Source organism: Chryseobacterium sp. LAM-KRS1 (genome assembly GCF_013184525.1).
Classification (GTDB): domain Bacteria; phylum Bacteroidota; class Bacteroidia; order Flavobacteriales; family Weeksellaceae; genus Chryseobacterium; species Chryseobacterium proteolyticum.
Genome location: NZ_JAAOIZ010000004.1, coordinates 501,084 through 522,745 on the forward strand (window position 1 = coordinate 501,084; position 21,662 = coordinate 522,745).

22 protein-coding genes are annotated in these 21,662 nt (G+C 35.4%); 6 read left to right on the top strand and 16 right to left on the bottom strand.

The window, feature by feature from the left end:
• Positions 1-28 precede the first annotated feature (28 nt).
• The 3 genes from G9C87_RS13430 (at position 29) to G9C87_RS13440 (ending at position 1,928) form a co-directional block, all read left to right on the top strand.
• Entirely contained in the window at positions 29-1,000 is a 972-nt protein-coding gene (locus G9C87_RS13430) for an ion channel (protein WP_172281951.1), read from the top strand.
• Complete coding sequence (locus G9C87_RS13435; RefSeq protein ID WP_172281953.1) at positions 1,000-1,488, top strand: YkgJ family cysteine cluster protein; 489 nt, start codon at positions 1,000-1,002, stop codon at positions 1,486-1,488. Before G9C87_RS13430 ends, G9C87_RS13435 begins: the two co-directional genes overlap by 1 nt.
• A 119-nt stretch (positions 1,489-1,607) precedes the next feature.
• Entirely contained in the window at positions 1,608-1,928 is a 321-nt protein-coding gene (locus G9C87_RS13440; RefSeq protein ID WP_172281955.1) for a hypothetical protein, read from the top strand.
• 255 nt (positions 1,929-2,183) lie between these two features.
• Here the strand turns inward: G9C87_RS13440 and gdhA are convergent, their stop codons facing one another.
• From gdhA to G9C87_RS13455, 3 genes are all read right to left on the bottom strand, one after another.
• The gene (gene gdhA / locus G9C87_RS13445; RefSeq protein ID WP_172281957.1) at positions 2,184-3,542 is read right to left on the bottom strand and encodes an NADP-specific glutamate dehydrogenase; all 1,359 of its coding nucleotides are present in this window, start codon (positions 3,540-3,542) and stop codon (positions 2,184-2,186) included.
• A gap of 190 nt (positions 3,543-3,732) precedes the next feature.
• Complete coding sequence (dprA, locus tag G9C87_RS13450) at positions 3,733-4,842, bottom strand: DNA-processing protein DprA (protein WP_172281966.1); 1,110 nt, start codon at positions 4,840-4,842, stop codon at positions 3,733-3,735.
• Between the two features lie 34 nt (positions 4,843-4,876).
• A complete protein-coding gene (locus tag G9C87_RS13455) occupies positions 4,877-5,644 on the bottom strand; it encodes a rhomboid family intramembrane serine protease (protein WP_172281976.1) in 768 nt (255 codons plus the stop codon).
• 269 nt (positions 5,645-5,913) lie between these two features.
• On the opposite strand from G9C87_RS13455, the gene G9C87_RS13460 reads away from it, so the two are divergent.
• Positions 5,914-6,837: a DUF3078 domain-containing protein gene (locus G9C87_RS13460; protein ID WP_172281978.1), complete on the top strand. Its 924-nt coding sequence runs from the start codon at positions 5,914-5,916 to the stop codon at positions 6,835-6,837.
• Positions 6,838-6,904: 67 nt separating this feature from the next.
• On the opposite strand, the gene sufD is transcribed toward G9C87_RS13460, so the two are convergent.
• The 5 genes from sufD to G9C87_RS13485 all read right to left on the bottom strand — a co-directional run bounded on the left by sufD (position 6,905) and on the right by G9C87_RS13485 (position 11,474).
• Entirely contained in the window at positions 6,905-8,212 is a 1,308-nt protein-coding gene (gene sufD / locus G9C87_RS13465) for a Fe-S cluster assembly protein SufD (RefSeq protein ID WP_172282427.1), read from the bottom strand.
• A 126-nt stretch (positions 8,213-8,338) separates the two neighbouring features.
• On the bottom strand, positions 8,339-9,082 hold the full coding sequence (sufC, locus tag G9C87_RS13470) for a Fe-S cluster assembly ATPase SufC (protein WP_172281980.1): 744 nt from the start codon (positions 9,080-9,082) through the stop codon (positions 8,339-8,341).
• 18 nt (positions 9,083-9,100) lie between these two features.
• Positions 9,101-9,610: a GNAT family N-acetyltransferase gene (locus G9C87_RS13475; RefSeq protein WP_172281982.1), complete on the bottom strand. Its 510-nt coding sequence runs from the start codon at positions 9,608-9,610 to the stop codon at positions 9,101-9,103.
• Between the two features lie 2 nt (positions 9,611-9,612).
• Complete coding sequence (sufB, locus tag G9C87_RS13480; protein ID WP_172281983.1) at positions 9,613-11,061, bottom strand: Fe-S cluster assembly protein SufB; 1,449 nt, start codon at positions 11,059-11,061, stop codon at positions 9,613-9,615.
• Between the two features lie 83 nt (positions 11,062-11,144).
• A complete protein-coding gene (locus G9C87_RS13485; protein WP_172281985.1) occupies positions 11,145-11,474 on the bottom strand; it encodes a HesB/IscA family protein in 330 nt (109 codons plus the stop codon).
• A gap of 211 nt (positions 11,475-11,685) precedes the next feature.
• On the opposite strand from G9C87_RS13485, the gene G9C87_RS13490 reads away from it, so the two are divergent.
• On the top strand, positions 11,686-12,624 hold the full coding sequence (locus tag G9C87_RS13490; RefSeq protein WP_172281987.1) for a GLPGLI family protein: 939 nt from the start codon (positions 11,686-11,688) through the stop codon (positions 12,622-12,624).
• A gap of 13 nt (positions 12,625-12,637) precedes the next feature.
• Positions 12,638-13,489 (top strand): GLPGLI family protein, encoded by an 852-nt coding sequence (locus G9C87_RS13495; RefSeq protein WP_172281989.1) that lies wholly within the window; start codon positions 12,638-12,640, stop codon positions 13,487-13,489.
• Positions 13,490-13,539: 50 nt separating this feature from the next.
• On the opposite strand, the gene G9C87_RS13500 is transcribed toward G9C87_RS13495, so the two are convergent.
• From G9C87_RS13500 to G9C87_RS13535, 8 genes are all read right to left on the bottom strand, one after another.
• Positions 13,540-14,400: a neutral zinc metallopeptidase gene (locus tag G9C87_RS13500; protein WP_172281991.1), complete on the bottom strand. Its 861-nt coding sequence runs from the start codon at positions 14,398-14,400 to the stop codon at positions 13,540-13,542.
• A 104-nt stretch (positions 14,401-14,504) separates the two neighbouring features.
• Entirely contained in the window at positions 14,505-16,583 is a 2,079-nt protein-coding gene (locus G9C87_RS13505; protein ID WP_172281993.1) for an LTA synthase family protein, read from the bottom strand.
• Positions 16,584-16,805: 222 nt separating this feature from the next.
• On the bottom strand, positions 16,806-17,324 hold the full coding sequence (gene ribH / locus G9C87_RS13510) for a 6,7-dimethyl-8-ribityllumazine synthase (RefSeq protein WP_172281994.1): 519 nt from the start codon (positions 17,322-17,324) through the stop codon (positions 16,806-16,808).
• Positions 17,325-17,326: 2 nt separating this feature from the next.
• Positions 17,327-18,034, bottom strand: coding sequence for a tetratricopeptide repeat protein (locus G9C87_RS13515; RefSeq protein ID WP_172281996.1), 708 nt, complete (start codon positions 18,032-18,034; stop codon positions 17,327-17,329).
• A gap of 113 nt (positions 18,035-18,147) precedes the next feature.
• Positions 18,148-19,191 carry an SMP-30/gluconolactonase/LRE family protein gene (locus tag G9C87_RS13520; RefSeq protein ID WP_172281998.1) on the bottom strand — a complete coding sequence of 348 codons (1,044 nt, stop codon included), beginning with the start codon at positions 19,189-19,191 and terminating at the stop codon, positions 18,148-18,150.
• Between the two features lie 97 nt (positions 19,192-19,288).
• On the bottom strand, positions 19,289-19,852 hold the full coding sequence (locus G9C87_RS13525; RefSeq protein ID WP_172282000.1) for a Crp/Fnr family transcriptional regulator: 564 nt from the start codon (positions 19,850-19,852) through the stop codon (positions 19,289-19,291).
• A 31-nt stretch (positions 19,853-19,883) separates the two neighbouring features.
• Complete coding sequence (locus G9C87_RS13530; RefSeq protein ID WP_172282002.1) at positions 19,884-20,420, bottom strand: adenine phosphoribosyltransferase; 537 nt, start codon at positions 20,418-20,420, stop codon at positions 19,884-19,886.
• Positions 20,421-21,614, bottom strand: a complete 1,194-nt coding sequence (locus tag G9C87_RS13535; RefSeq protein ID WP_172282004.1) for a hypothetical protein — start codon at positions 21,612-21,614, stop codon at positions 20,421-20,423.
• Positions 21,615-21,662: the final 48 nt, after the last annotated feature.

The following is a 21,662-nucleotide window of genomic DNA, read 5'->3' on the forward strand; positions in this document are numbered from 1 at the left end:
ATCAGTAAAAAGAAAATGATCTATAAAGATGGCAGGAGGATTTAGGCGAAAGATTCGCCAGAAAGATACAGATAGCAGTGGTTTTGGAAGCAATGCCTCCGGACGGTTTATTAATAAAGACGGTCTGCCAAATGTTAAGAGAAAAGGGGTTAATGTTTTTAACCGGTTGAGTTGGTATCATACCATGCTGAATTTATCTACATTCCGTTTCCTGTCTTATTTGGTTATCGCTTATATTCTTGTTAATATCGTTTTTGCATTAATCTACTATTCCATAGGAGTGCAGCATTTAACAGGGATAGATAAGAGCGATCCGGTAAATGAGTTTATTGATGTGTTTTTTTTCAGTTCACAGACCTTTACTACAGTTGGATATGGAAGAATAGCTCCGGTGGGGTTTTTAGCGAGTTTAGTGGCTACATTTGAGGCTTTTCTGGGATTGCTTACCTTTGCAATTGCAACGGGTTTATTTTATGGAAGGTTTTCAAGGCCCCGAGCTTATTTGCGATTTTCTGATATAGCAGTTATTTCGCCATTTCAGGGAGTTACTGCGCTGATGTTCAGGCTGGCTCCTTATAAAAATAATGCACTTACTGACGCAGATGTTATTGTATCTGCAGCAATTGAAGTTATTGAAGATGGAGTCCCTAAAAGCAACTTCTACAGGCTGGAAACCCGATTGAGTAAAATAAGTACTTTAGCTTTGAATTGGACTGTTGTCCATATCATCAATGAGGATTCTCCTTTCTATAGCTTTTCGGAAGAGGATTTTAAAAATATTGATATAGAGATTATTGTTCAGGTTCGTGCTTTTGACGAAGTTTTTTCCAATACTGTGGTTCAAAGGTCATCTTATGTGACAGGGGAAATTATTTATGGAGCCAAGTTTGTCCCAATGTATTATCCGAATAAGGATAATCAGTCGACAATTCTGGATCTGGATAAGATTAATGAATACCAAAAAGCAGATCTTCCTGTTTTTACCGGGGAAAAAGAATAATGGATATAGAATTATACAGAAAACAAGCTTTACAAAAGCAAAAGGAGCATAAGAGATTTCTGGACGGATTAAAGAAAAAGCCGCCCAAAAATCTTGATTATGTTGTTCAGGAAACCCATGAAGAGGTATTTGAGAAAGTGGATTGTCTTCAATGTGCAAATTGCTGTAAAACTACCGGGCCTTTATATACAGAGAAGGATATTGAGCGCATTGCTAAGCATCTTCGAATGAAGCCTGCAGATTTTGAATCAAAATTCCTGAGGATAGATGAGGATAATGATAAGGTACTACAAAACTTACCCTGCTTTTTTCTGAATGATGATAATACGTGCTCGATATATGAAGTGAGACCTAAAGCCTGTAGGGAATATCCTCATACGGATAGAAAGAAGATTTATCAGATTAATTCGTTAATGGTAAAAAATACTGTTATTTGTCCGGCTGCGTTTGAATTTGTGGAGCGGATTATGAAAAATTTAGGAAAATAACCTATAATCAAAATTCATCTTAAAATAATATAAAGTACGTTAAATAAGACCTTTACATATAATTTAATAAAATAAATGGCGTTCTAGAAATACTAAACACCCATTTAAAATATTAGAATATGAAAAAGTTAATTTTCACAGCAGCATTTTCTTTAGTAGGAATGATTGCTGTATCAGCTCAGACTGAGACACAGAAGAAGGTTGATCCTAATCAGACTACAACCCAGACAACTCCACAAACGATGCAGTCTAATTCCAATACGACTACACCGAATCAAACATTAAGTACAGGTACAACCACTACTGTTGATACTTCGGCCAACCCAACTAAAATGACTGATGGAACAACAAGTGTTAGTACTGAAACTGTTGTTGAGGCAACAAAACCTTCTGAAGCGACTAAAGAAGAGAAGAAGGCTAAGAAGAAAAAGTCGAAATAAATTGTTAAAAAGTTGAAATGAAGATCCTGAAATTATATATTTCAGGATTTTTTTTGAGCATAAAATGTCTGGGAGCATATTATTCCCTACCAAATGATGATGGGAGATTCGGTTATCTTGTATGTTTTTTTACATAAAAAAAGCATTGAATATATCAATGCTTTTTCCTTTCACTTTTTACTTTTTTCCCATTATCCCCGGGAACAGGCTATAAGAAAAAAGGCCGGGAAGATTCCCAACCTTTATATTTTTATCTTACACAACTCCCTGAGCTAACATTGCTTCTGCAACCTTTACAAAGCCGGCAATATTTGCCCCTTTTACATAGTTTACATAGCCATCTTCCTCTTTTCCGTAGTCTCTACAAGCTTTATGGATTCCAATCATGATTTCCTTTAATCTTGCATCTACTTCTTCAGAAGTCCAGTTCAAACGAATTGAGTTTTGAGTCATTTCTAATCCTGAAGTAGCCACACCACCGGCGTTAGATGCTTTTCCAGGAGAGAATAATACTTTGCTGTCTAAGAAATAATTGATGGCTTCTAATGTTGAAGGCATATTAGCAGCTTCAGTTACACATAAAACTCCGTTTTCAACCAATATTTTAGCATCTTCGAAATCTAATTCGTTTTGGGTTGCAGAAGGGATTGCCACATCACACTTCACTTCCCAAGGACGTTTCCCTGCATGGAATACAGCAGATGGATATTTTTTAGCATAATCCTCAGCTCTGTTATTACCGGAAGCTCTCAATTCCAATAAGTAATCGATTTTATCTCCTTCAATACCGTCTTTATCATAAATGTATCCGTCAGGACCTGAAATGGTAACCACTTTTCCTCCTAATTCAGATACTTTTTTAATTACTCCCCACGCTACATTACCAAAACCTGAAACAGAAACTATTTTGTCTTTAAAAGTTTGGCCAATGGTTTTCAGCATTTGCTCAGCAAAATACACAACACCATATCCCGTAGCTTCAGGACGGATCAATGAACCTCCATAAGCAAGTCCTTTACCAGTAAGAACACCGGTAAATTCATTTCTGATTTTCTTATATTGTCCGAAAAGGTATCCGATTTCTCTTGATCCTACCCCAATATCTCCGGCTGGAACGTCAGTTTCAGGACCAATATGCTTGCATAATTCAGTCATGAAAGCCTGGCAGAAACGCATTACTTCCATATCTGATTTTCCTTGTGGATCAAAGTCAGAACCTCCTTTACCACCTCCCATTGGAAGAGTAGTTAATGAGTTTTTGAAAACTTGTTCAAAAGCTAAAAACTTAAGAACAGATAAATTTACTGTCGGATGGAAACGAATTCCTCCTTTGTATGGTCCGATTGCAGAGTTCATCTGAATTCTGAAACCTCTGTTTACCTGGATCTCTCCTTTGTCATCAACCCATGGAACTCTGAAAATAATAATTCTTTCAGCTTCAGCCATTCTTTCTAGAAGCTTCATTCCTGTATATTCCTTCTTTGTAGCGATAAATGGGATAACAGTAACTGCAACTTCTTTTACGGCTTGTAAAAATTCTGGCTCGTTAGGGTTTTTTGCCTCAATTTTTGCAATAAACTCCTGGATTTTCTGGTCAATATTATATTGTTCCATATATTAAGGTTGAATATTATTGCCAACAAATTTAATTTTTTTTTCAAGATTCACAACACCTTAATTGATGATTATTGAAAATTTAATAATTATGAGGGAAAATATTATTAAATTAATAATTAGTAGTTAAATTTTATTAAAAATTAAATGTTATTTGTGAAATAATGCAATATTAAGAAATAGTTAAATTTCAAATTGCCACAAATTCTCTCCCGGAAAGTGATTTCACTTTCCCTAAAAGCTCTAATTCCAAAATTATGGGCAAAATTTTGTGTGTCGGAAGCGTAATTTGCTGGGCTAGATCATCTAAATTTATTTGTGGATTCTTTAGGATAAATTTATAGATTAAATTTTGATTATCAGTTAGTTGTATGCTTGTGGAAGAATAAGGGAAAAGTTCTTCCATTTTTTCCTTCGGCTTGTTAAAACCAAGGGTATAAATAAGATCTTTTATTGTAGAAATTATTGCTGCTTTATTTTGAGAAATTAGCTGATTGCAACCTTGGCTATGTTGATCCGTGACTTTTCCCGGGAGAGCAAAAACATCCCTGTTGTAGCCGTTTGCAAAAGTTGCTGTACTTACAGATCCTCCCCCAAAAGCGGTTTCTACCACAATTGTAGCAGGAGACAAACCCGCAATAATCCTATTTCTCTGAATGAAATTTTCTCTGTCGGGTTTCCTGGAAGAATTAAATTCTGTAAAAAGAGCCCCTCCTTCATTAATTATTCTGTCAGCCAGTTTCTTATTTTTGGACGGATATAAAGTATGGAAGCCATGGGCTAGAACACCAATCGTAGGGATTTTATGAAGCAGGGATTGCTCATGAACTTCCTTATCTGCTCCCAAAGCCAGGCCACTGACCGAAACAAAATTGTAGGATTGGGCTTCATGAAAAAAGTCACTTATAAATTGTTTCCCATATGATGTGATAGTACGTGTACCCACAATACTTAATGGTTGTAAGTTTTCATTGTAGGTTCCTTTTTGGTATAAAATAGCAGGAGCGTCTTCACATTCATGGAGTAAATAAGGAAGTTCTTTCAGATGTTTTAACCTGATCTGAATACCATTACGCTCGCAAAATTTTAATTCTTTTTCTGCGAAGTGTAAATGAGACAAATTGCCAATATCTGATACGATTTTGTGACCAAATCCATCCAGCTTTTTATATTCTTTTTTGGCTTGTTCCCAGGCGTTTTTAGCGCTCCCGAATGCTTTTGTGAGTTTAGAAAGATTAATGTCACCAATGAGGTTACATTCGCGTAATGCGATTGAATAAAGATGTTCTTCGGATATCATGTGTGCTTTTTATCCAAATGTAACAAATTAAGTTTTATTTTTTTCTTAATTCATCCAAATGATCCCAGATATCATCTCTTTTTTTGTACGGCAGTTCTAAAAAGTCTTCAGGGTGATTTTCTTTATATTCCTGCCAAAGTTTGTCATCTTTTTCGCTATAATAATTGGGGAATTCCCAGATATATCTTTTCTTTTTTTCTCCTATGTTTTTAAATGCAAATGCAATAATACTTCCTACAACTGCTCCCGATAGATGGGCTTGCCATGATATTTTACTCGGTTCCTGAAGATTGTAAAATAGTTCCTCCGGAAACATTCCCCAAACTAAACTGCCATAATAAAGTACGACCAGTAAAGAAATGGTGAGAAGCTTCATATTCCATTTGAAGACCCCGCTGAAAAAGAGGAAAAAAGCTAGAACGTATACAATACCGCTCGCCCCAATTGTACATGTGTACATATATTCTCCTGTAAGAATATCTATGGGCGGAAGTAACCATAACAGCAAACCTGTTGCAAGCCAGCCTATGACAAATACTTTATTAGCCACTAACGGGTAAAACTGATATAGAAGAAACATCAATACGGCGATCGGAATTGAATTGCTAATGATATGATCCATATTTCCATGCAGAAGGGGAGACGTAATTATTCCAAGCAAGCCTTCAGGTAGCAGAGGTATAATAGCTCCAAAACAGCTTTGAAAAAAGCCCTGTGTCTGTAAAAAGTACCCCAGCCACATTGCTGAAAGCATCAGCAGTGGATTTATGATAGCTTTTCTGGAAATTGCGTTTTTAAACATGAAGAGATAATGTCAAATCAAAAGCCAATAATAAATTTCGGAAATTTTGGCGATGATTTCCAGATACGAAGTTTTTTTTACGACAAAAGGTAATGATTTTTATCAAGATTTAAATTTTAAAGGAATATAAAAGATTTGATTGCCTGAAAGTGGCTCGGTTTTCGTATGTTAAAGGATAATTTGTGAACAAAACAGGCTACCTGCTTTATAAATTATGGGTTCACACAAATTATATTTTATACTTTTGTAATTGAAAAATTTTTTATTATATGAAGAAGTTTTTATTGCTTGTCGGTATTTCAATGCAGTTTTTTGTAAATGCTCAGGACATAAAAAAAGATTCAATCGTTGTAGACACTGTTAAACATTGGTCGGTTTTAGGTAAAAATACATTAATGTTCAATCAGGCCGCTTTTTCAAATTGGGTTGGTGGAGGAGCCAACAATGTTGGCTGGCTTGCAGGTATCGATTATAATCTTACTTATGAAAAAGATAAGGACCTATGGGAAAACATTATTATCATGGGTTATGGACAGAATAATACAAAAGGAGTGGGAACAAGAAAGACACAGGATGTTCTCAATATTTCTACCAACTATGGAAGACAGTTTTCTAAAAGCTGGTATATTTCTTCCGGGGCAAGCTTACAGTCTCAATTTTCAGCAGGGTATGAAGACGGGAATAACCCGCAAGCAAAGAAAATCTCTAATTTCATGGCTCCGGGATATTTTAACATGGGTTTGGGGGTTACCTACAGACCAGATGATAATCTGACGGTAACATTGCGCCCGGTCAATGCAAGATGGACGTTTGTTCTGGATCCTGACCTTCAGAAAGCAGGGAATTATGGTTTAAAAGCAGATGGCGACAGCTCTCTTCTGCAATTTGGTTTTTTAGGGAATGCTGTCTACAAAATTAAGCTTATGGAGAATATTAATCTGACTAATACTGCATCGATATTTTCAAATTACCTAGATCATCCGGATAGACTTGTGCTCGCTTATGGAGCAGTTGTCAATTTAAAAATCAACAAATATATTTCTTCCAATATTACGGTGGATGTACTCTATGACCATAATCAAATCCAAAAGACACAGCTTAAACAGACTTTAGGAATTGGCATTGCCTATACTGTGAATAATGGAGTGAAGAGATCGGACAGGAAAGATAATCAATGGTGGATCAAGAAATAGAGAAACGATATATCATAATAAAAAAAGCACTTCATACGAAGTGCTTTTTTGGTATCAATTTATTTTCTTAGAATTCAATGTCTACTTCTAATTTTTCAGCCAATAATCTGGAAATTTTTTCTTTTAAAGGTTCAATATCAATGTTTTGCATGGCATCATTGGCAAATGCATATAATAATAACGCCTGAGCTTCTTTTTTAGAGATTCCTCTTGCTCTCAGATAGAATAATGCGTCGTCATTCAGCTGACCTACAGTACAACCATGTGAACACTTTACATCATCTGCAAAGATTTCCAATTGAGGCTTTGTATCAATACTTGCTCCCTCGCTTAGCAAAACATTATTATTTTGCTGATAAGCATTGGTTTTTTGAGCTATTTTATCAACGAAAACTTTTCCGTTGAATACACCATGTGCCTTATCTTTAAATATCCCTTTATAGTTTTGATAACTTTCACAATTCGGCTGATTATGGTGAACTGCAGTATGGTGATCCACCAACTGATCTTTTCCGATAATCGTAATTCCGTTCATAAATGAGTTGATATTCTGTCCGTTATGAATGAAATCGAGATTGTTTCTAACCAGTTTTCCTCCAAAGGAAAACGTGTTTACAGTTGTTAAACTATCTTTTTCCTGTTTTGCAAAAGTGTTGTCAATCAGATAAGAAGTGTCATTATCATTCTGAAGCTTATGCCAGTCTGCTTTTGCATTGGGATAAGTGAAAATTTCAGTTACTGAATTTGTTAATACAAAAGTATCATCAAAATTATGGTGACTTTCAATAATTTCCACTTTTGCTCCGTCTTCTACGATAAGCAGGTTTCTTGTGTTGTAGAAGGTGTTTTCCTCTTGATTTTGTGAAAGATAGAAAACGTGGATAGGTTTTTCAATAACTACATTTTTAGGAACTTTCAGGAAGAACCCGTATTTGCAGTAAGCAAGATTCAGGTCCGTGAAAGCTGATTTTTCTGCAGCAATTGTATTAAAGTATTTATCAAATACTTCTTTATGCTTCTCATCATTCAAAGCATAGTTGAAGGACAAGAACTCTACATTCTCAATAGAAACTTTTGATAATTCTTTATGAAGTTTACCATTCACAAAAACAATCCAGTCAAAATTTTCTTCACCAAGATGCAATTGTTCCAATTGTTCTTTAGTAATATTGTGACCTTCTTTAGGGAAAAAATTATAGTTTTTTTCCGTGATCTCTTTTAGGTTGGTATATTTATATTCTTCGTCTTTTTTGGTTGGAAAACCAATACTTTCGAACGCCCGAAGAGCTGACTTTCTATCTTCATCCAGAAATCTGTGACGAAGACTTTCCAAAAACTCATCGTGGTTGTCAATAATTTGATCGTATAAAGCCATTACTGAAATTTCGGCCATCACACCTTTTTTATGTATTTAAAAATTGTATTACCATTTGCGGTTTTTCCGCTTGACTTTTAGTAATGATTGATAAAATCGGTACTAAAAATATTTCTTCTTATCTAATTAGTTAAGAAGCCAATCGTAACCTTTTGCTTCCAATTCTAAAGCAAGAGATTTGTCACCAGTCTTTATAATTTTACCGTTAGCCAGTACATGAACAAAGTCCGGTTGGATATAATTAAGCAATCTTTGATAGTGGGTAATCAAAAGAACTGCATTTCCTTCGTTTTTAAAGTAATTTACTCCATCTGCAACGATTCTTAAAGCATCAATATCCAATCCTGAATCTGTCTCATCAAGAATAGCTAATTTTGGATTAAGCATCATCATCTGAAAGATCTCATTTCTCTTCTTTTCACCTCCCGAAAATCCTTCGTTTAATGATCTTGAAAGGAAATCTTTTTTAATTCCAAGTTTTTCAGATTTTTCACGAATCATAGCAAGCATTTCTTTTGCCGGCATTTCTTCGAGTCCGTTTGCTTTTCTGTTTTCGTTTAAAGCAGCTTTAATAAAGTTAGTAACAGAAACTCCAGGAATTTCTACCGGATACTGAAAAGAAAGGAATATTCCTTTGTGCGCTCTTTCTTCAGGAGCATCCTCATTGATGTTTTCGCCCTCAAAAATAATTTCACCTTCTGTAACCTCATAATCTTCTTTTCCTGCGATAATAGAAGAAAGGGTAGATTTTCCTGCTCCGTTAGGTCCCATAATAGCATGGACTTCACCTGGTTTTATTTCAAGATTGATACCTTTTAAAATTTGTGCGCCATCTTCAATTCTGGCGTGTAAGTTTTTTATTTCTAACATTTTATTTGCTTAAACAAATTATTTTTGAATTCTATATACTAAACTTTCCGGCTGATCCGGGACATCATTAAGTTTTCCTGTCTGCTCCATTCCTGCTTTCTCCAATACTTTGATGGAAGCTATATTGTTAGGGCGGACAACACCGAAAATTTCCTTTTCATTTAAATCATTGAAACCGAAGTCTATTGTCTTTTTTGAAAATTCTGTTGCATATCCTTTTCCCCAAGCTTCGGGAGCAAAGCGATATCCCAGATTTAATTTTTCTGTCTCACCATACTTTTTATAGCTTAACCCTCCAAAACCAATGATTTTTTCCGGATTTTCTTTTTCTGAAACAGCCCAGGCTCCAAAATTATTTTGTTCCCAGTGTTCCAGCATCCTATTAAATGTACTTGTAGCCTTTTCAAGGCTCATTGGTCCATTGGGATTATATAAATTAGTCTGCGGATCATTATTAATTTCAAAAAATCTTTCAAAATCGTCTTTTTCAGGTTTTCTTAAAATCAATCTTTCCGTAGTTTCCTTCATAATTACCCTACCGAACCTTCTAATGATATCTCTAATAATTTCTGGGCTTCAATAGCAAACTCCATTGGAAGTTTATTTAAAACTTCTTTACTGAACCCATTTACAATCAAAGCAATAGCCCTTTCTGTATCAATCCCTCTCTGATTGCAATAGAAGATCTGATCTTCCCCAATTTTTGAAGTAGTAGCTTCATGTTCCAGCTGTGCAGTCGGGTCTTTGATCTCAATATATGGGAAAGTATGCGCACCGCACTCATTACCCATCAGTAATGAATCACACTGTGAAAAGTTTCTTGCTCCTTTTGCAGAAGGCATTACTTTTACCTGCCCTCTATATGAGTTCTGAGATTTTCCTGCTGAAATACCTTTGGAAATAATCGTTGATTTCGTATTTTTTCCGATGTGGATCATTTTAGTTCCTGTATCAGCATACTGGTGATTATTAGTCACCGCAATGGAGTAAAACTCACCTATTGAGCCATCTCCTTTTAAAATACAAGAAGGATACTTCCATGTTACTGCAGACCCGGTTTCAACCTGCGTCCATGAGATTTTTGCATTTTTTTCGCAAAGTCCTCTTTTAGTCACAAAATTGAATACACCTCCTTTGCCTTCTTCGTTACCCGGATACCAGTTCTGAACAGTTGAATATTTAATTTCTGCATTGTCCATTGCTATTAATTCCACAACAGCTGCATGGAGCTGATTTTCATCTCTGGAAGGAGCTGTACATCCTTCAAGATAAGAAACATAACTTCCTTCATCCGCAATAACAAGGGTTCTTTCGAACTGTCCTGTTCCAGCCTGATTGATACGGAAGTAAGTAGAAAGCTCCATCGGGCATCTTACACCTTTTGGAATATAGCAGAAACTTCCGTCAGAAAAAACCGCGGAGTTTAATGCAGAATAAAAATTATCTCCTCTTGGAACTACTTTTCCAAGATATTTTTTCACAAGGTCTGGGTGATTTTTTATCGCTTCGGAAATAGAGCAGAAAATAATTCCTTTTTCTGCTAGGGTTTCCTGAAAAGTTGTTTTTACAGAAATAGAATCGATGACGATATCTACCGCAACTCCCGAAAGTCTTTTTTGCTCTTCGATATTGATACCTAGCTTTTCAAATGTTTTGAGAAGCTCAGGATCCACCTCATCTAAGCTTGCTAGCTCAGGATTTTTCTTTGGAGCAGCATAATAACGGATAGCTTGGAAATCTGGTTTCTCATACTTAATATTTGCCCAGGTAGGTTCTACCATTTTAAGCCATATTCTGAAAGATTCCAAACGCCATTCTGTCATCCATTCCGGTTCTTCTTTTTTAGCAGAAATGGCACGGATGATATTCTCATCTAAACCAATTGGGAAATCTTCATAATCGATCTTGGTTTCCCAACCGAATTCATACTTTTTATTTTCTAAATCGACGCGTAAATCGTCTTCTGTATATTTACTCATTATTTTTTTTTAGATTTCAGATGTTAGATTTCAGATTGAAGAACAGGTCTTTTATCTGATATCCAGCATCTAATGTCTTTTCTCTATAGAGAAAAACTTTCTCCACAACCACATGTTCTGGATGCATTCGGATTGTTAAAAACAAATCCTTTTCCATTCAAACCTCCTGAATATTCAAGAATTGTACCCGCTAAATAGAGGATAGATTTTTTGTCCACAACAATCTTAACATCGTTATTTTCAATAATCTGATCTGTTTCTGTTTTTTCGTTATCAAACTTTAAAACATATTCCAAACCAGAACATCCTCCACTTTTCACCCCCACTCTTATATAATCTTCAGCAGGGTCAAAGCCTTCTTCCGTCATTAGTTGGATGGCTTTTAACTTCGCTTGATCTGATACTGTTATCATTGTATTTATTTAGAATGATTTAATCTTGCAAAAATACGAACTAATTTCCGCAATCTCAAATTGAAGATATCTATTTTAATAATTCTAATCATAAGAGGATCATTATACATATGATCACTGCTATTAAAAATGGATAAATTTTCTGCGGCAAAATTAGTGATTCTGGTTCGATTTAACTTTAGACAGTATTTTTTATCTATAAAGAACTATTATGAAAAATAAATTACCGGTCATTTTTGTGTTGTTTCTATTGTTTATGTCCTATGGACAGACGACACGTTATATTTATGAAACAGCTGTAAATCCGGATTCAATTAACCTGGTAGGGCTGAAGACTGAAAGGACTTTCCTCGATATCAAAGGCAGTCAATCGTTATTCATAAGTGAACATAAATTAGTAAGGGACTCTCTTGTGTCAAACTTTAAACGGGATGAAAGGATAAGTAATAAAAAAGAGGGTAAAGATTTTTCAAAATTAGGAATAGGAAAATCGGGGGAACAGTCTTTTTTTGATTATTATATTCTGAAAGATATTCCGGATCAAAAAGTATATTATTATGACAGAGTAGGAGGGAAGCAGATTTATTATCAGGAGGACAGACCTATACAATGGAATGTAACAAATGATGTCGAAAAACAGAATGGCTATTCGTCACAAAAGGCAACTGCTAGCTTTGCTGGAAGAACCTGGACAGCTTGGTTTACGAAAGACATCAATGTTTCTGATGGGCCTTACAAATTTTCGGGGTTACCAGGATTGATTGTAAAGCTTGAAGATGATAAAGGAGATTATAAATTTGATCTCATAAAAAAAGTTGTTGTAAAGAACTCTTTTGAAGAGCCTATGGATTCTGATGCGAGAAAAAGTTCAAGGGTCAATTTCCATGGAGATAAAGCGGCGTTGGAATTGGAGCTTAGTAAAAACAAAAGAAGTATAAACGGAGGAAATAACGGTGGTATGCAAGGTTTTGAGGCAGGCAGACATCAGGGAGGAATGAATGGTGGTGGAAGAGACGGAATGAGAGGAGGAGGAATGCGTCGTGGAGGAACGGGAATGAATGGGGGGAACAGTGACCTTCCTGCACAAAGTTTCGGCTCTGAAAATACATCCTTTAATACAGGAAGCCAAAATCCGATCGAATTACAATAAAAATATAAAATAAATGAAAAAAATAGGAATCATAGTTTTAATACTATGTATGCAAATAACCTTTGCACAGGTGAACCGTTTTGTATATCAGGTAACTATGAAATCTGATGCTACAAATAAAAATGATGTAAAAACGGAGAATGCTTATTTGGATATCTCACAGGATAAATCTGTTTTTTATTCAGAAAACAGGATAAAAAGAGATTCGATTATACAAAATACTTTCCAAAGTGGTGGAGCGAGGGGCTTTAACAGAGATCAAATGGAAAGCTTACGGAGTAATATCAACTATACAGTTGAGAAAGATAAAAAGGATCAGAAGATCTATTTTAAAGACCGGTTAGGCCGTGATATGTATTCATATGAAGAGGACAGGCCGTTAAACTGGAAAATATTATCTGAGACCACAAAAATAGGAGACTATAAGGTTCAAAAGGCAGAGACCGATTTTGGGGGAAGAAAATGGACAGCCTGGTTTACTACAGATCTTCCATATCAGGATGGGCCTTATAAATTCAGCGGACTTCCAGGCCTTATTATAAAAGTAGAAGATGATCTTGGTGATTACTCTTTTGATTTGATGAAGAATTATAAAATCGCTGCTTTCCCTACGATGAATCAGTTTGGAAATACCATTAAGGTTAAAAGGACAGATTATATCAAACAGCAGAAAAAGTTCTATGCAGATCCGGCATCGTTCATGACACAGGGCGGAGGAGGTTTTGCCCAAACCAGAATTGGAGGAGGAGGAATATCCGGACCAAGAGGGAATGGAGGTGGAAATCCTGCCGATTTCCGAAAAAGAATGGAGGAGAGAGTTAAGGACGACGCAAAGAAAAATAGTAATCCAATCGAACTGCAATAAAAAAACAGCCTGAAGAATTTTCTTCAGGCTGTTTTTTTAGAGTATAGTTGTTACTTTAAAAGTTGATTAAATGTATCTCCTTGTCTGATATCCCCGGTATTATAACCTTTCATAAACCATTCCTTACGTTGAGCAGATGATCCATGAGTAAAACTTTCCTGATTAACATATCCTTGGGATCTTTTTTGAATATTGTCGTCACCAACAGCCTGAGCAGCTTCTATCGCAGAGTCGATATCTCCCGGTTCCAGAATATGCCTTTCCTGATCTATGTTTTTCGCCCAGACTCCTGCGTAAAAATCGGCCTGCAATTCAGTAGCGACTGATACTCTGTTCATATCCGCTTCCGAATATCTTCCACTTCTTCTCAGTGCATCTACTTTTTGGGTGGTTCCTAACAAAGTCTGTACGTGGTGCCCGACTTCATGGGCAAGTACATAGGCTATAGTAAATTCTGTTACTTTCGCACCGAACCTTTGTTGCAATTCGTTAAAGAAGCTCATATCCATGTATACTTTCTGATCTGCGGGGCAATAGAATGGTCCCATTGCTGCTTGAGCCGTACCACAACCTGATTGTGTTGTTTCTTCGAAAAGAACAATTTTCGGAGGTGTATAGGTCATTCCATTTTCCTTGAAGATCTGATTCCATGTAAGGTTATTCCAGCCACTCATCATATCTACCATTTCACCAATTCTCTTTTCATTGGCATTTAGCTCTCTTTGCTCTGTTTGGGTAGGTGATGGCATGTTGCTCCCTGAACTTAATATGCTGGAAGGATCCCCGCCTAAGAAGAAAACAATGGCTGCAATAATTAATGTTCCTAATCCTCCTCCAACGATCATACCACCGCTCCCTCCGGAACCTCGGCGGTCTTCAACGTTCCCTCCTCTATCGTCTGTCCATTTCATAGTAATTTTTTTGTGTATGTAAATTTAAAGATTTAATGCTGAAAATAAAATAAGAGGACTATAAAATCCTCTTATGTATTTACTATATTGATATCTACAATACATTAGCGATTAAGCTGGTTTGTTTTTAGCCAATATGAAGTCGACTGATAGGCGGAAATTGCATCGTCAACAATTTTTTGATCCGGCTTTTTTAAAGGATTTTCATCATAATAAATGCTAAATTCAGGAGTAAGTTTATCCTTCTTTTGGGAAAGGAAATATTGCTTTATCTTTTTAACAGGAGAAATTACCGTTAAATATCCGTCTTTTACAAACCCCAGATCCTGATAAGTGGCAATATATGCTTTAGGCTGAAATTCTTTTTTGAGAACATCCTGACCCAGGAACTTCGATTGATAGCTGAAGTTGAGTAATCCCAAAACAGTTGGCATAAGATCTATTTGTGACATAAGCTTATCAAATTTTACAGGCTGGATAAAATCTTCTGAAAAAACCATTGCGGGAATTCTGTATTTGTCCATAGGTAATTCCGTACTTCCTGCACTTGAAGCACAGTGGTCAGCTACAATAACGAAAACGGTGTTTTTGTACCAATCTTGTTTTTTTGCCATCTCGAAAAACTTGCGAAGGGAGTAATCTGTATATTTTACACCTCCTTCTCTTGATTTTGCATCTCCGGGGATATCTATTCTTCCGCCCGGATAAGTGAAAGGTCTGTGATTGGAAACAGTCATCCAATGGTTAAAAAATGGTTTTCCGGATTTTGACTCTGCATTCATTACCTGAATGGCTTTTTTCGCCATATCTTCATCAGCGACTCCCCAAACGTTGGCAAAGGTTATTTCTTCCGGCTTGAAATTATTTCTGTCAACAATTCCGTATCCATTTCCGGCAAAGAAATCCTGCATATTATCAAAATAGCTGTAGCCTCCATACAGGAATTTTACATCATATCCTTTTGATTTAAAGATATTTCCTGTTGTAAATTTGTTTTTATTATTTTCTCTTTTTATGATGCTTTCTCCGGCTGTTGGCGGGATACAAAGGGTTAAGGCTTCGAGGCCCCGAACTGTTCTGTTTCCTGTTGCATACAAATTGGTAAACATCATGGATCGGTCAGCCAGACTATCCAGGAAAGGAGTTATTTTCTGATCATTTCCATAATGCTGCATAAAATCTGCAGATAAGCTTTCGATGGATATAAGAACCACGTTCTTTTTAAGTTCCGGTTGGTCGGATGTAATATTTCGTGTAAGGGCAGGTTCAGGGTATTGGCTTAAAAAATTATGTTCTGCTGTTTTTTGATCTATCTGCGGATAAAACTGAAAGTAATCCAATTCATTATGGGTAAATGCCCAGTAAAATTTCGGGAAACCATTGGCTTCGATTTCTTCTGCAAATACATTTGAGGATTTGATTTGGGTTGTGAATGTAAGAGAGAATAAGCTGATTCCGGCAAGTATTATGAAAGACGCTAATAAAACCAGTTTTTGCTTGAAGTCAGGAAGCTCCTTAAGTTCATCTTTGGTCTTTTTAAAGATAAACCATGTAACTGTAGATGTAAGTGCAAAAATAATCAGAAAGAGAGGAAGGACAGGGTAGCTTTCCATTATATTTCCGATCACTTCATTAGTATATATGAGATAATCTACGGCAATAAAATTATATCGTAATCCAAATTCATTATAAAAGAAATATTCACTTACTGCATTAAATATGATGAGCAGTACATATATAAATAATGTGATAAAATAGAGGATATTTCTGATTTTAATCCTTTTGGAAGGAAAAAAAAGCATTAATGCAAAGCAAAGGATCTTTACTCCAATAAAAGCAAGTGCAACTTCTGCTATAGAACCGCCATATTGTTTGAAAATATTATTAGGAATAAGAAGTATGTAGAAAAAAAGGAGCACTAAAGCTCCCAATATGATATGTCCGTAAGGTTTTTTGTATTTTGAATCTGAAAGAAATAAAAAGTAAAGCGCCAGAAATGTACTAGCCAGTATAAACACAAAAACATCATTAGCCACACCAACTACTAAAACTTTAAGGACTTCAAAAAAGCCAAAGCTTGCTGTAGTTATTGGATGGAAAAAAAACACTATCCTAATGATCAGTGATACGATAAGATAAAAGAATCCTAAGTATAAAAATGGTTTTATTTTTTGCGAATACATTCAGATTAGATATATGTTAACTTTTACAAAGATAGTTTTTATGCACAGTTTTTCAAGAGAAAAAATGAAAACAGGTAGTTTGTTGTATTTTTTATAATAAATTAAATTATTCTTAAGTTGAATTCTCTATAAGCTGTAGCCTCAAATTGGTCCCTAAACCTAGGTACAGAAAAAGGGACTATCATTTGATGTCCCTTTATATTCTCTAAGAAAAGAGATATGCTAAGAATGGCCAAAGCCAATGTTCCCTTTTTTATCTGATAAATTCTTTTTGAAATCTATCATTCTTAAGGCTGTAACGGCTGCTTCTACGCCCTTATTTCCCAAATCTCCACCGCTTCGCGCAATCGATTGCTCTTTGGTGTCATCGGTAAGAACACAAAAGATGGTTGGGGTATCTGTTAAAATATTACAATCTTTAATTCCCTGAGCTACCGCAGAAGATACAAAGTCGAAGTGTGGAGTTTCTCCACGGATAATACATCCTATTGCAATCACAGCATCGAATTTTCTTTCTTTGCAAAGCTGCATACTTGCATAATTTAACTCGAAGGCTCCCGGCACCGAAAACAACTTTATATTTTCTGTTTTTACTCCTTCTTTTTCAAGGATTTCTAAAGCTGCATCACGAAGATTGTAAGTTACAAAGTCATTCCACTCAGAAAAAACAATGCCGATAGAAAAATCTTCGGCATTGGTTATATGAAGTGGCTTGTAATCGGAAAGATTAACTGTTGCCATTTTTAATAATATTTAGTCATTTCAATATAAGAATCAGACATTCCGTTATCGTAGTCCTGATATTTCTCGTCAATAGTTGAGAAGTATTTTTTTGCATCTGCATTTTTCTTTAATCCTAATGCAACAATACCTGCTTTTCTTGTAAAGTAGTAAGAAGTATAAGGATCTGAAGATGCTGTTGCTGCCTTGTCTAATAATGCTAAAGCTTCATCATTTTTATTAAGACCGGATTTAGCATCAGCCATGGCACCATACTTCATAGCCATCAATGTTTTATTATCTGAAGAAAACTGATCCAAAAGATCATATGCTTCCTGAAATTTTCCTTCTTTGAATTTTAACAAACCGGCATTATATCCTGCAAGCTTACCGATATCTGTAGAAGAAAAATCATTATAAGTTCCAATAAAACCTGGATTAGCAGCAGATTTACCTCCTAAAGCTTCTTTATCTTTACCTTCGGTAAGGTTTTTCTGAGCGGCAAGGAATGTCTTTACTGCTTCGGCATTTTGAGGAGCAACAACAAATTGCTTATAGGCGAAAAATCCTAAAACTCCTAAAATCAAAGCCCCAAAAACAATACCTAATGGTTTTGAGTACTTTTCAAGGAATCTTTCTGTATTCAAAGCCTCTCTGTCAAGATCTTTAAAAAATTCCACTGTTTCTTTACCTTCTTGCTCTTTCTGAGCATTCTTTGCAAGTTTTGCCATAAATTCTTAAAAATTGAATTGCAAATTTAATTGTTTCTGAATGATTTACAAAATATAAATTATGAATATTAGTTTTTGTGGCCTTAAATGTCAAAAGATTCTGGGCTTTGTTTTTAAAACTTCAATTTAAATATTTTGTAAGTGCTTCTTTTTTCTTTAGGTAAGTGTATTTGAGAAGTTGTAAAGTAGAGATTCACTTGGTTGTCAAAAGCAAATGAATCAGGCCATTTTATAGCATCATCTTTTATTATTTCGGTAAAAACACCTTGTTTATTTATTTTACTGATTGCATTTTTCTCTAAACTACTTAGAAAAAGTTCTCCTTTCTTGTTGAATATAATCCCGTCATTAGCTCCGGTTTGCGCATACTTTTCCACCTTTGTTCCCAATTCGGTATCAGAAATATTTTTATCTAATAAATATGCAACCGGTATCCTGTAGACATTTTTACCCATCAATGAGCAAAAATATAAATATCCGCTCGGTGCATCAAGTTCTATTCCGTCCGAATGCACCGGGTGTTTCCTTTCGTAACCTTCTATTATAATCTTATCTACTTCGGTTAAGGTAGAGTAATGATTAACAAGAACTCTTCGTACTTCGGTGGTGTTTAAATCGAACATGACAATACCACCGATCTGTGAATCTGTAAAATAAGCAATATGATTTTTATGGTCTATTCTAAAATCATTTAAGTAAGCTTTGCTTGTTATTTTCTCGGCAGGTAAAAAGTAATTGTGGATGAGGGTATTATTTTTAAGATCAAAGCAAAATAGACGGGCGCCTTTTGTGGTATCGGTCAAAAGTTCGTAGCCTGTATCCAAAACCCAAAGTAAGTCTTTACTATCTACATACATACTTTGAACACAAATAAACTGATTATTGTTTGATGTATTTTCTGTCCAATTGTTCCAATGCGGATTAGGAAAAGGGATGGTCTTTCCGTCAATAATTTCTGCAACAGAAACCGGTGTTTCCGGAGACCATCTTGGGAAATTGACAAAAACACGATTAGTTTTGGAAATGGCAATTCCGGTCCATTGTTGCGGATTTTCGGCAAAGATACTCATCTGAACTTTGCTGGTTGTTTCCTGACTATAAGCCACCACGTTTGTTATAAACAAACATAAGAAAACTATTTTTTTTAATTTGTACATAATAACATCTATTTTTTAGTAAACTTTAATACAAAAATGGATGTATATGGTGAAATGTAAAAGGATGATTCTCACAAATATTTTGTGACGAATCTCACTATTTAGAACCCAGACGACTTAGGGATTCTCTTGAAACTCCAATGTAAGAGGCAATTATTGTTTTCGAAACCCTTTGAAAAAGATCAGGGTATTGTGCAAGGAGAACTTCATAACGCTCCTTTATATTATCGGATAAAAGCGAAATCATTCGTTTTTGAAGAGCAACAAATCCACTGTTGGCTTTTTTTCTGAAAAAATGCTCTACTTTTTGCATTTCTTTACACAGTTTTTCCCGGTTTTCATAAGATAAGCAAAGGAGCTCTGTATTTTCGAGGCAGTCTACGTTAAATATGGCTTTTGTATGGGTGAAATAAGCTTGATAATCTGTGATCCACCAATTTTCCATCGCAAACTGTATAATGTGTTCCTTTTCTTTTTCATCAGTATAGGAAGCTTTCAATAATCCTTTTTTCACCCAATATGTGTGATTAACAGAATCGTCTTTTTGAATGAGGAACTGATGTTTTTTTAATTTTTTTATTGTAAAGTGAGAAAGAATGTAAGCAAATTCATCATCAGTCAAATCAATTATTTCTTCGAAATGTGCTCTCAGGTTTTCCATTACAGGTTTTTGATTCTGACAGTATGATATTTTAGTATTCTAATATATGATAGATTTCCGCATTGAATTTACGTAGTTTTTCATCACCTTTTAAATCTTTCAAAACAGATAAAAAGCTGAACTGGGCTACTGTTGCACCTTGTTTCTCTACCAATTTTGCTGCTGCTTCTGTTGTGCCACCTGTTGCAAGCAAATCATCATGGATGAGGACTCGCTGTCCTTTTTTGATCTGACCTTCACGTGTTTCTATTTCTGCACTTCCATATTCCAGATCATATTTTTCAGAAACAATAGGAGGGGGTAGCTTTCCCTTTTTCCTGATCAGGATAAATGGAACTTCAAGGGCTACAGCAATAGCAATCCCGAAAAGATAACCACGGCTTTCAATTCCACAAACAGCATCTATTTTTCCTTTACTGAATTTCACAAGATCTTCAATAACGTCTTCATATAACTTTGGATTTAGAAAAATTGGTGAAATGTCTTTAAACTGTATTCCCGGAATAGGAAAGTCAGGAACATTTTCAATGGTATTTTCCAGTTGCTTAATTAATTCCTTTGAGGCCATTTATGGGTTTATTTTGTAGCTGGAAATTTTCCAGTCACCATTTACATTTTTAAGTCCGAAAGTTACTTTTAGAGAAGTGGTTTTTCCATTCTTATCGGTAACATCATAAGTTGCATTCACACTAGAGCTGTTTGCGTTTGTAGCATTGGTTGTAATGTTTTTTACACTTACATTTTTTACAGATCCAAATCCGGAAGTAGGATTTGAAAATGATTCATAGCTTCCCCAACTTGGATTGTTTGAAGCATCAAAAGCAGCTTTAAGATTTTGTGAACTTACATTATTTAGGAATTTACTTACTGTATTTTTTGGATCTGCAGCAGGTTGCTTAGGAGTTGCCGGAGATGTTGATGCAGACGGATCTGTAGAAACAGGTGCTGTTCCTGTAGGATTATTTGGATCAATTACAGCATTAGGATCCTGATTTACTACTGTAGAATCTGTTTTAGGAGGAGCCGGAACTTTCAAGGCTGAAGGGTTAACTTCAAGTCCTATTTTAGACATTTTGAATGTTTTTGCGGTTGTCTTAACAGACACCGTGATATCTATTTTATTGTCCACAACTTTTGAAGCAAGAAGGGATGAAAACTTTAAATTGAAACCTTTAAAGTTGTTATCAGTCATTAGGTTTTTGGCGGTAGAGAGCTTTACTCCATTACTGAAAACTTCCAGGGTTGTTTCTAAACCAGCTCCTGTAAAAGTAACAGGATTACCGGCGTTATCCACAAGCTTTGGGATAATTTGTATAGCAGTAGCTCCGTTTCCATCGTCAGCTGATGGTCTCGTTATAATACTTAATGAATTTGCCTTTACATCATTGGGATCTGTCTCTTTTGCTTTTTCGTCACCGAAGATATTCATTTCTCCTAACGACGGAGGAGCGGTACTTGCCCATTCGATATTGTTTTTTTGAGCAACTTCATCTGCCATTGCCATAATTTCAGGAACTTTTTTTCCGTCGATCAACTTACCAAGAGCTTTTACCTCATTGATGTCACCATCAGCATCTACACCAAAGGTTTTAAGGATATAAAGCGCCTCATTAAACTTGATTTGCTTAATTGTAGACAGACTGGAAGCCATGTCATTGATACTTGACTGTAAAGTTTTTGTACTCGTAGCATCTACATGATCTTTCTTGCATGCTGTAAAAAGCAATAAACTAAAAATGAGTAGAAGAGAAAACTTTTTCATTTTAATTGAGTTTGATACAAATTTAGTAAAACCTTTATGAATAGAAAT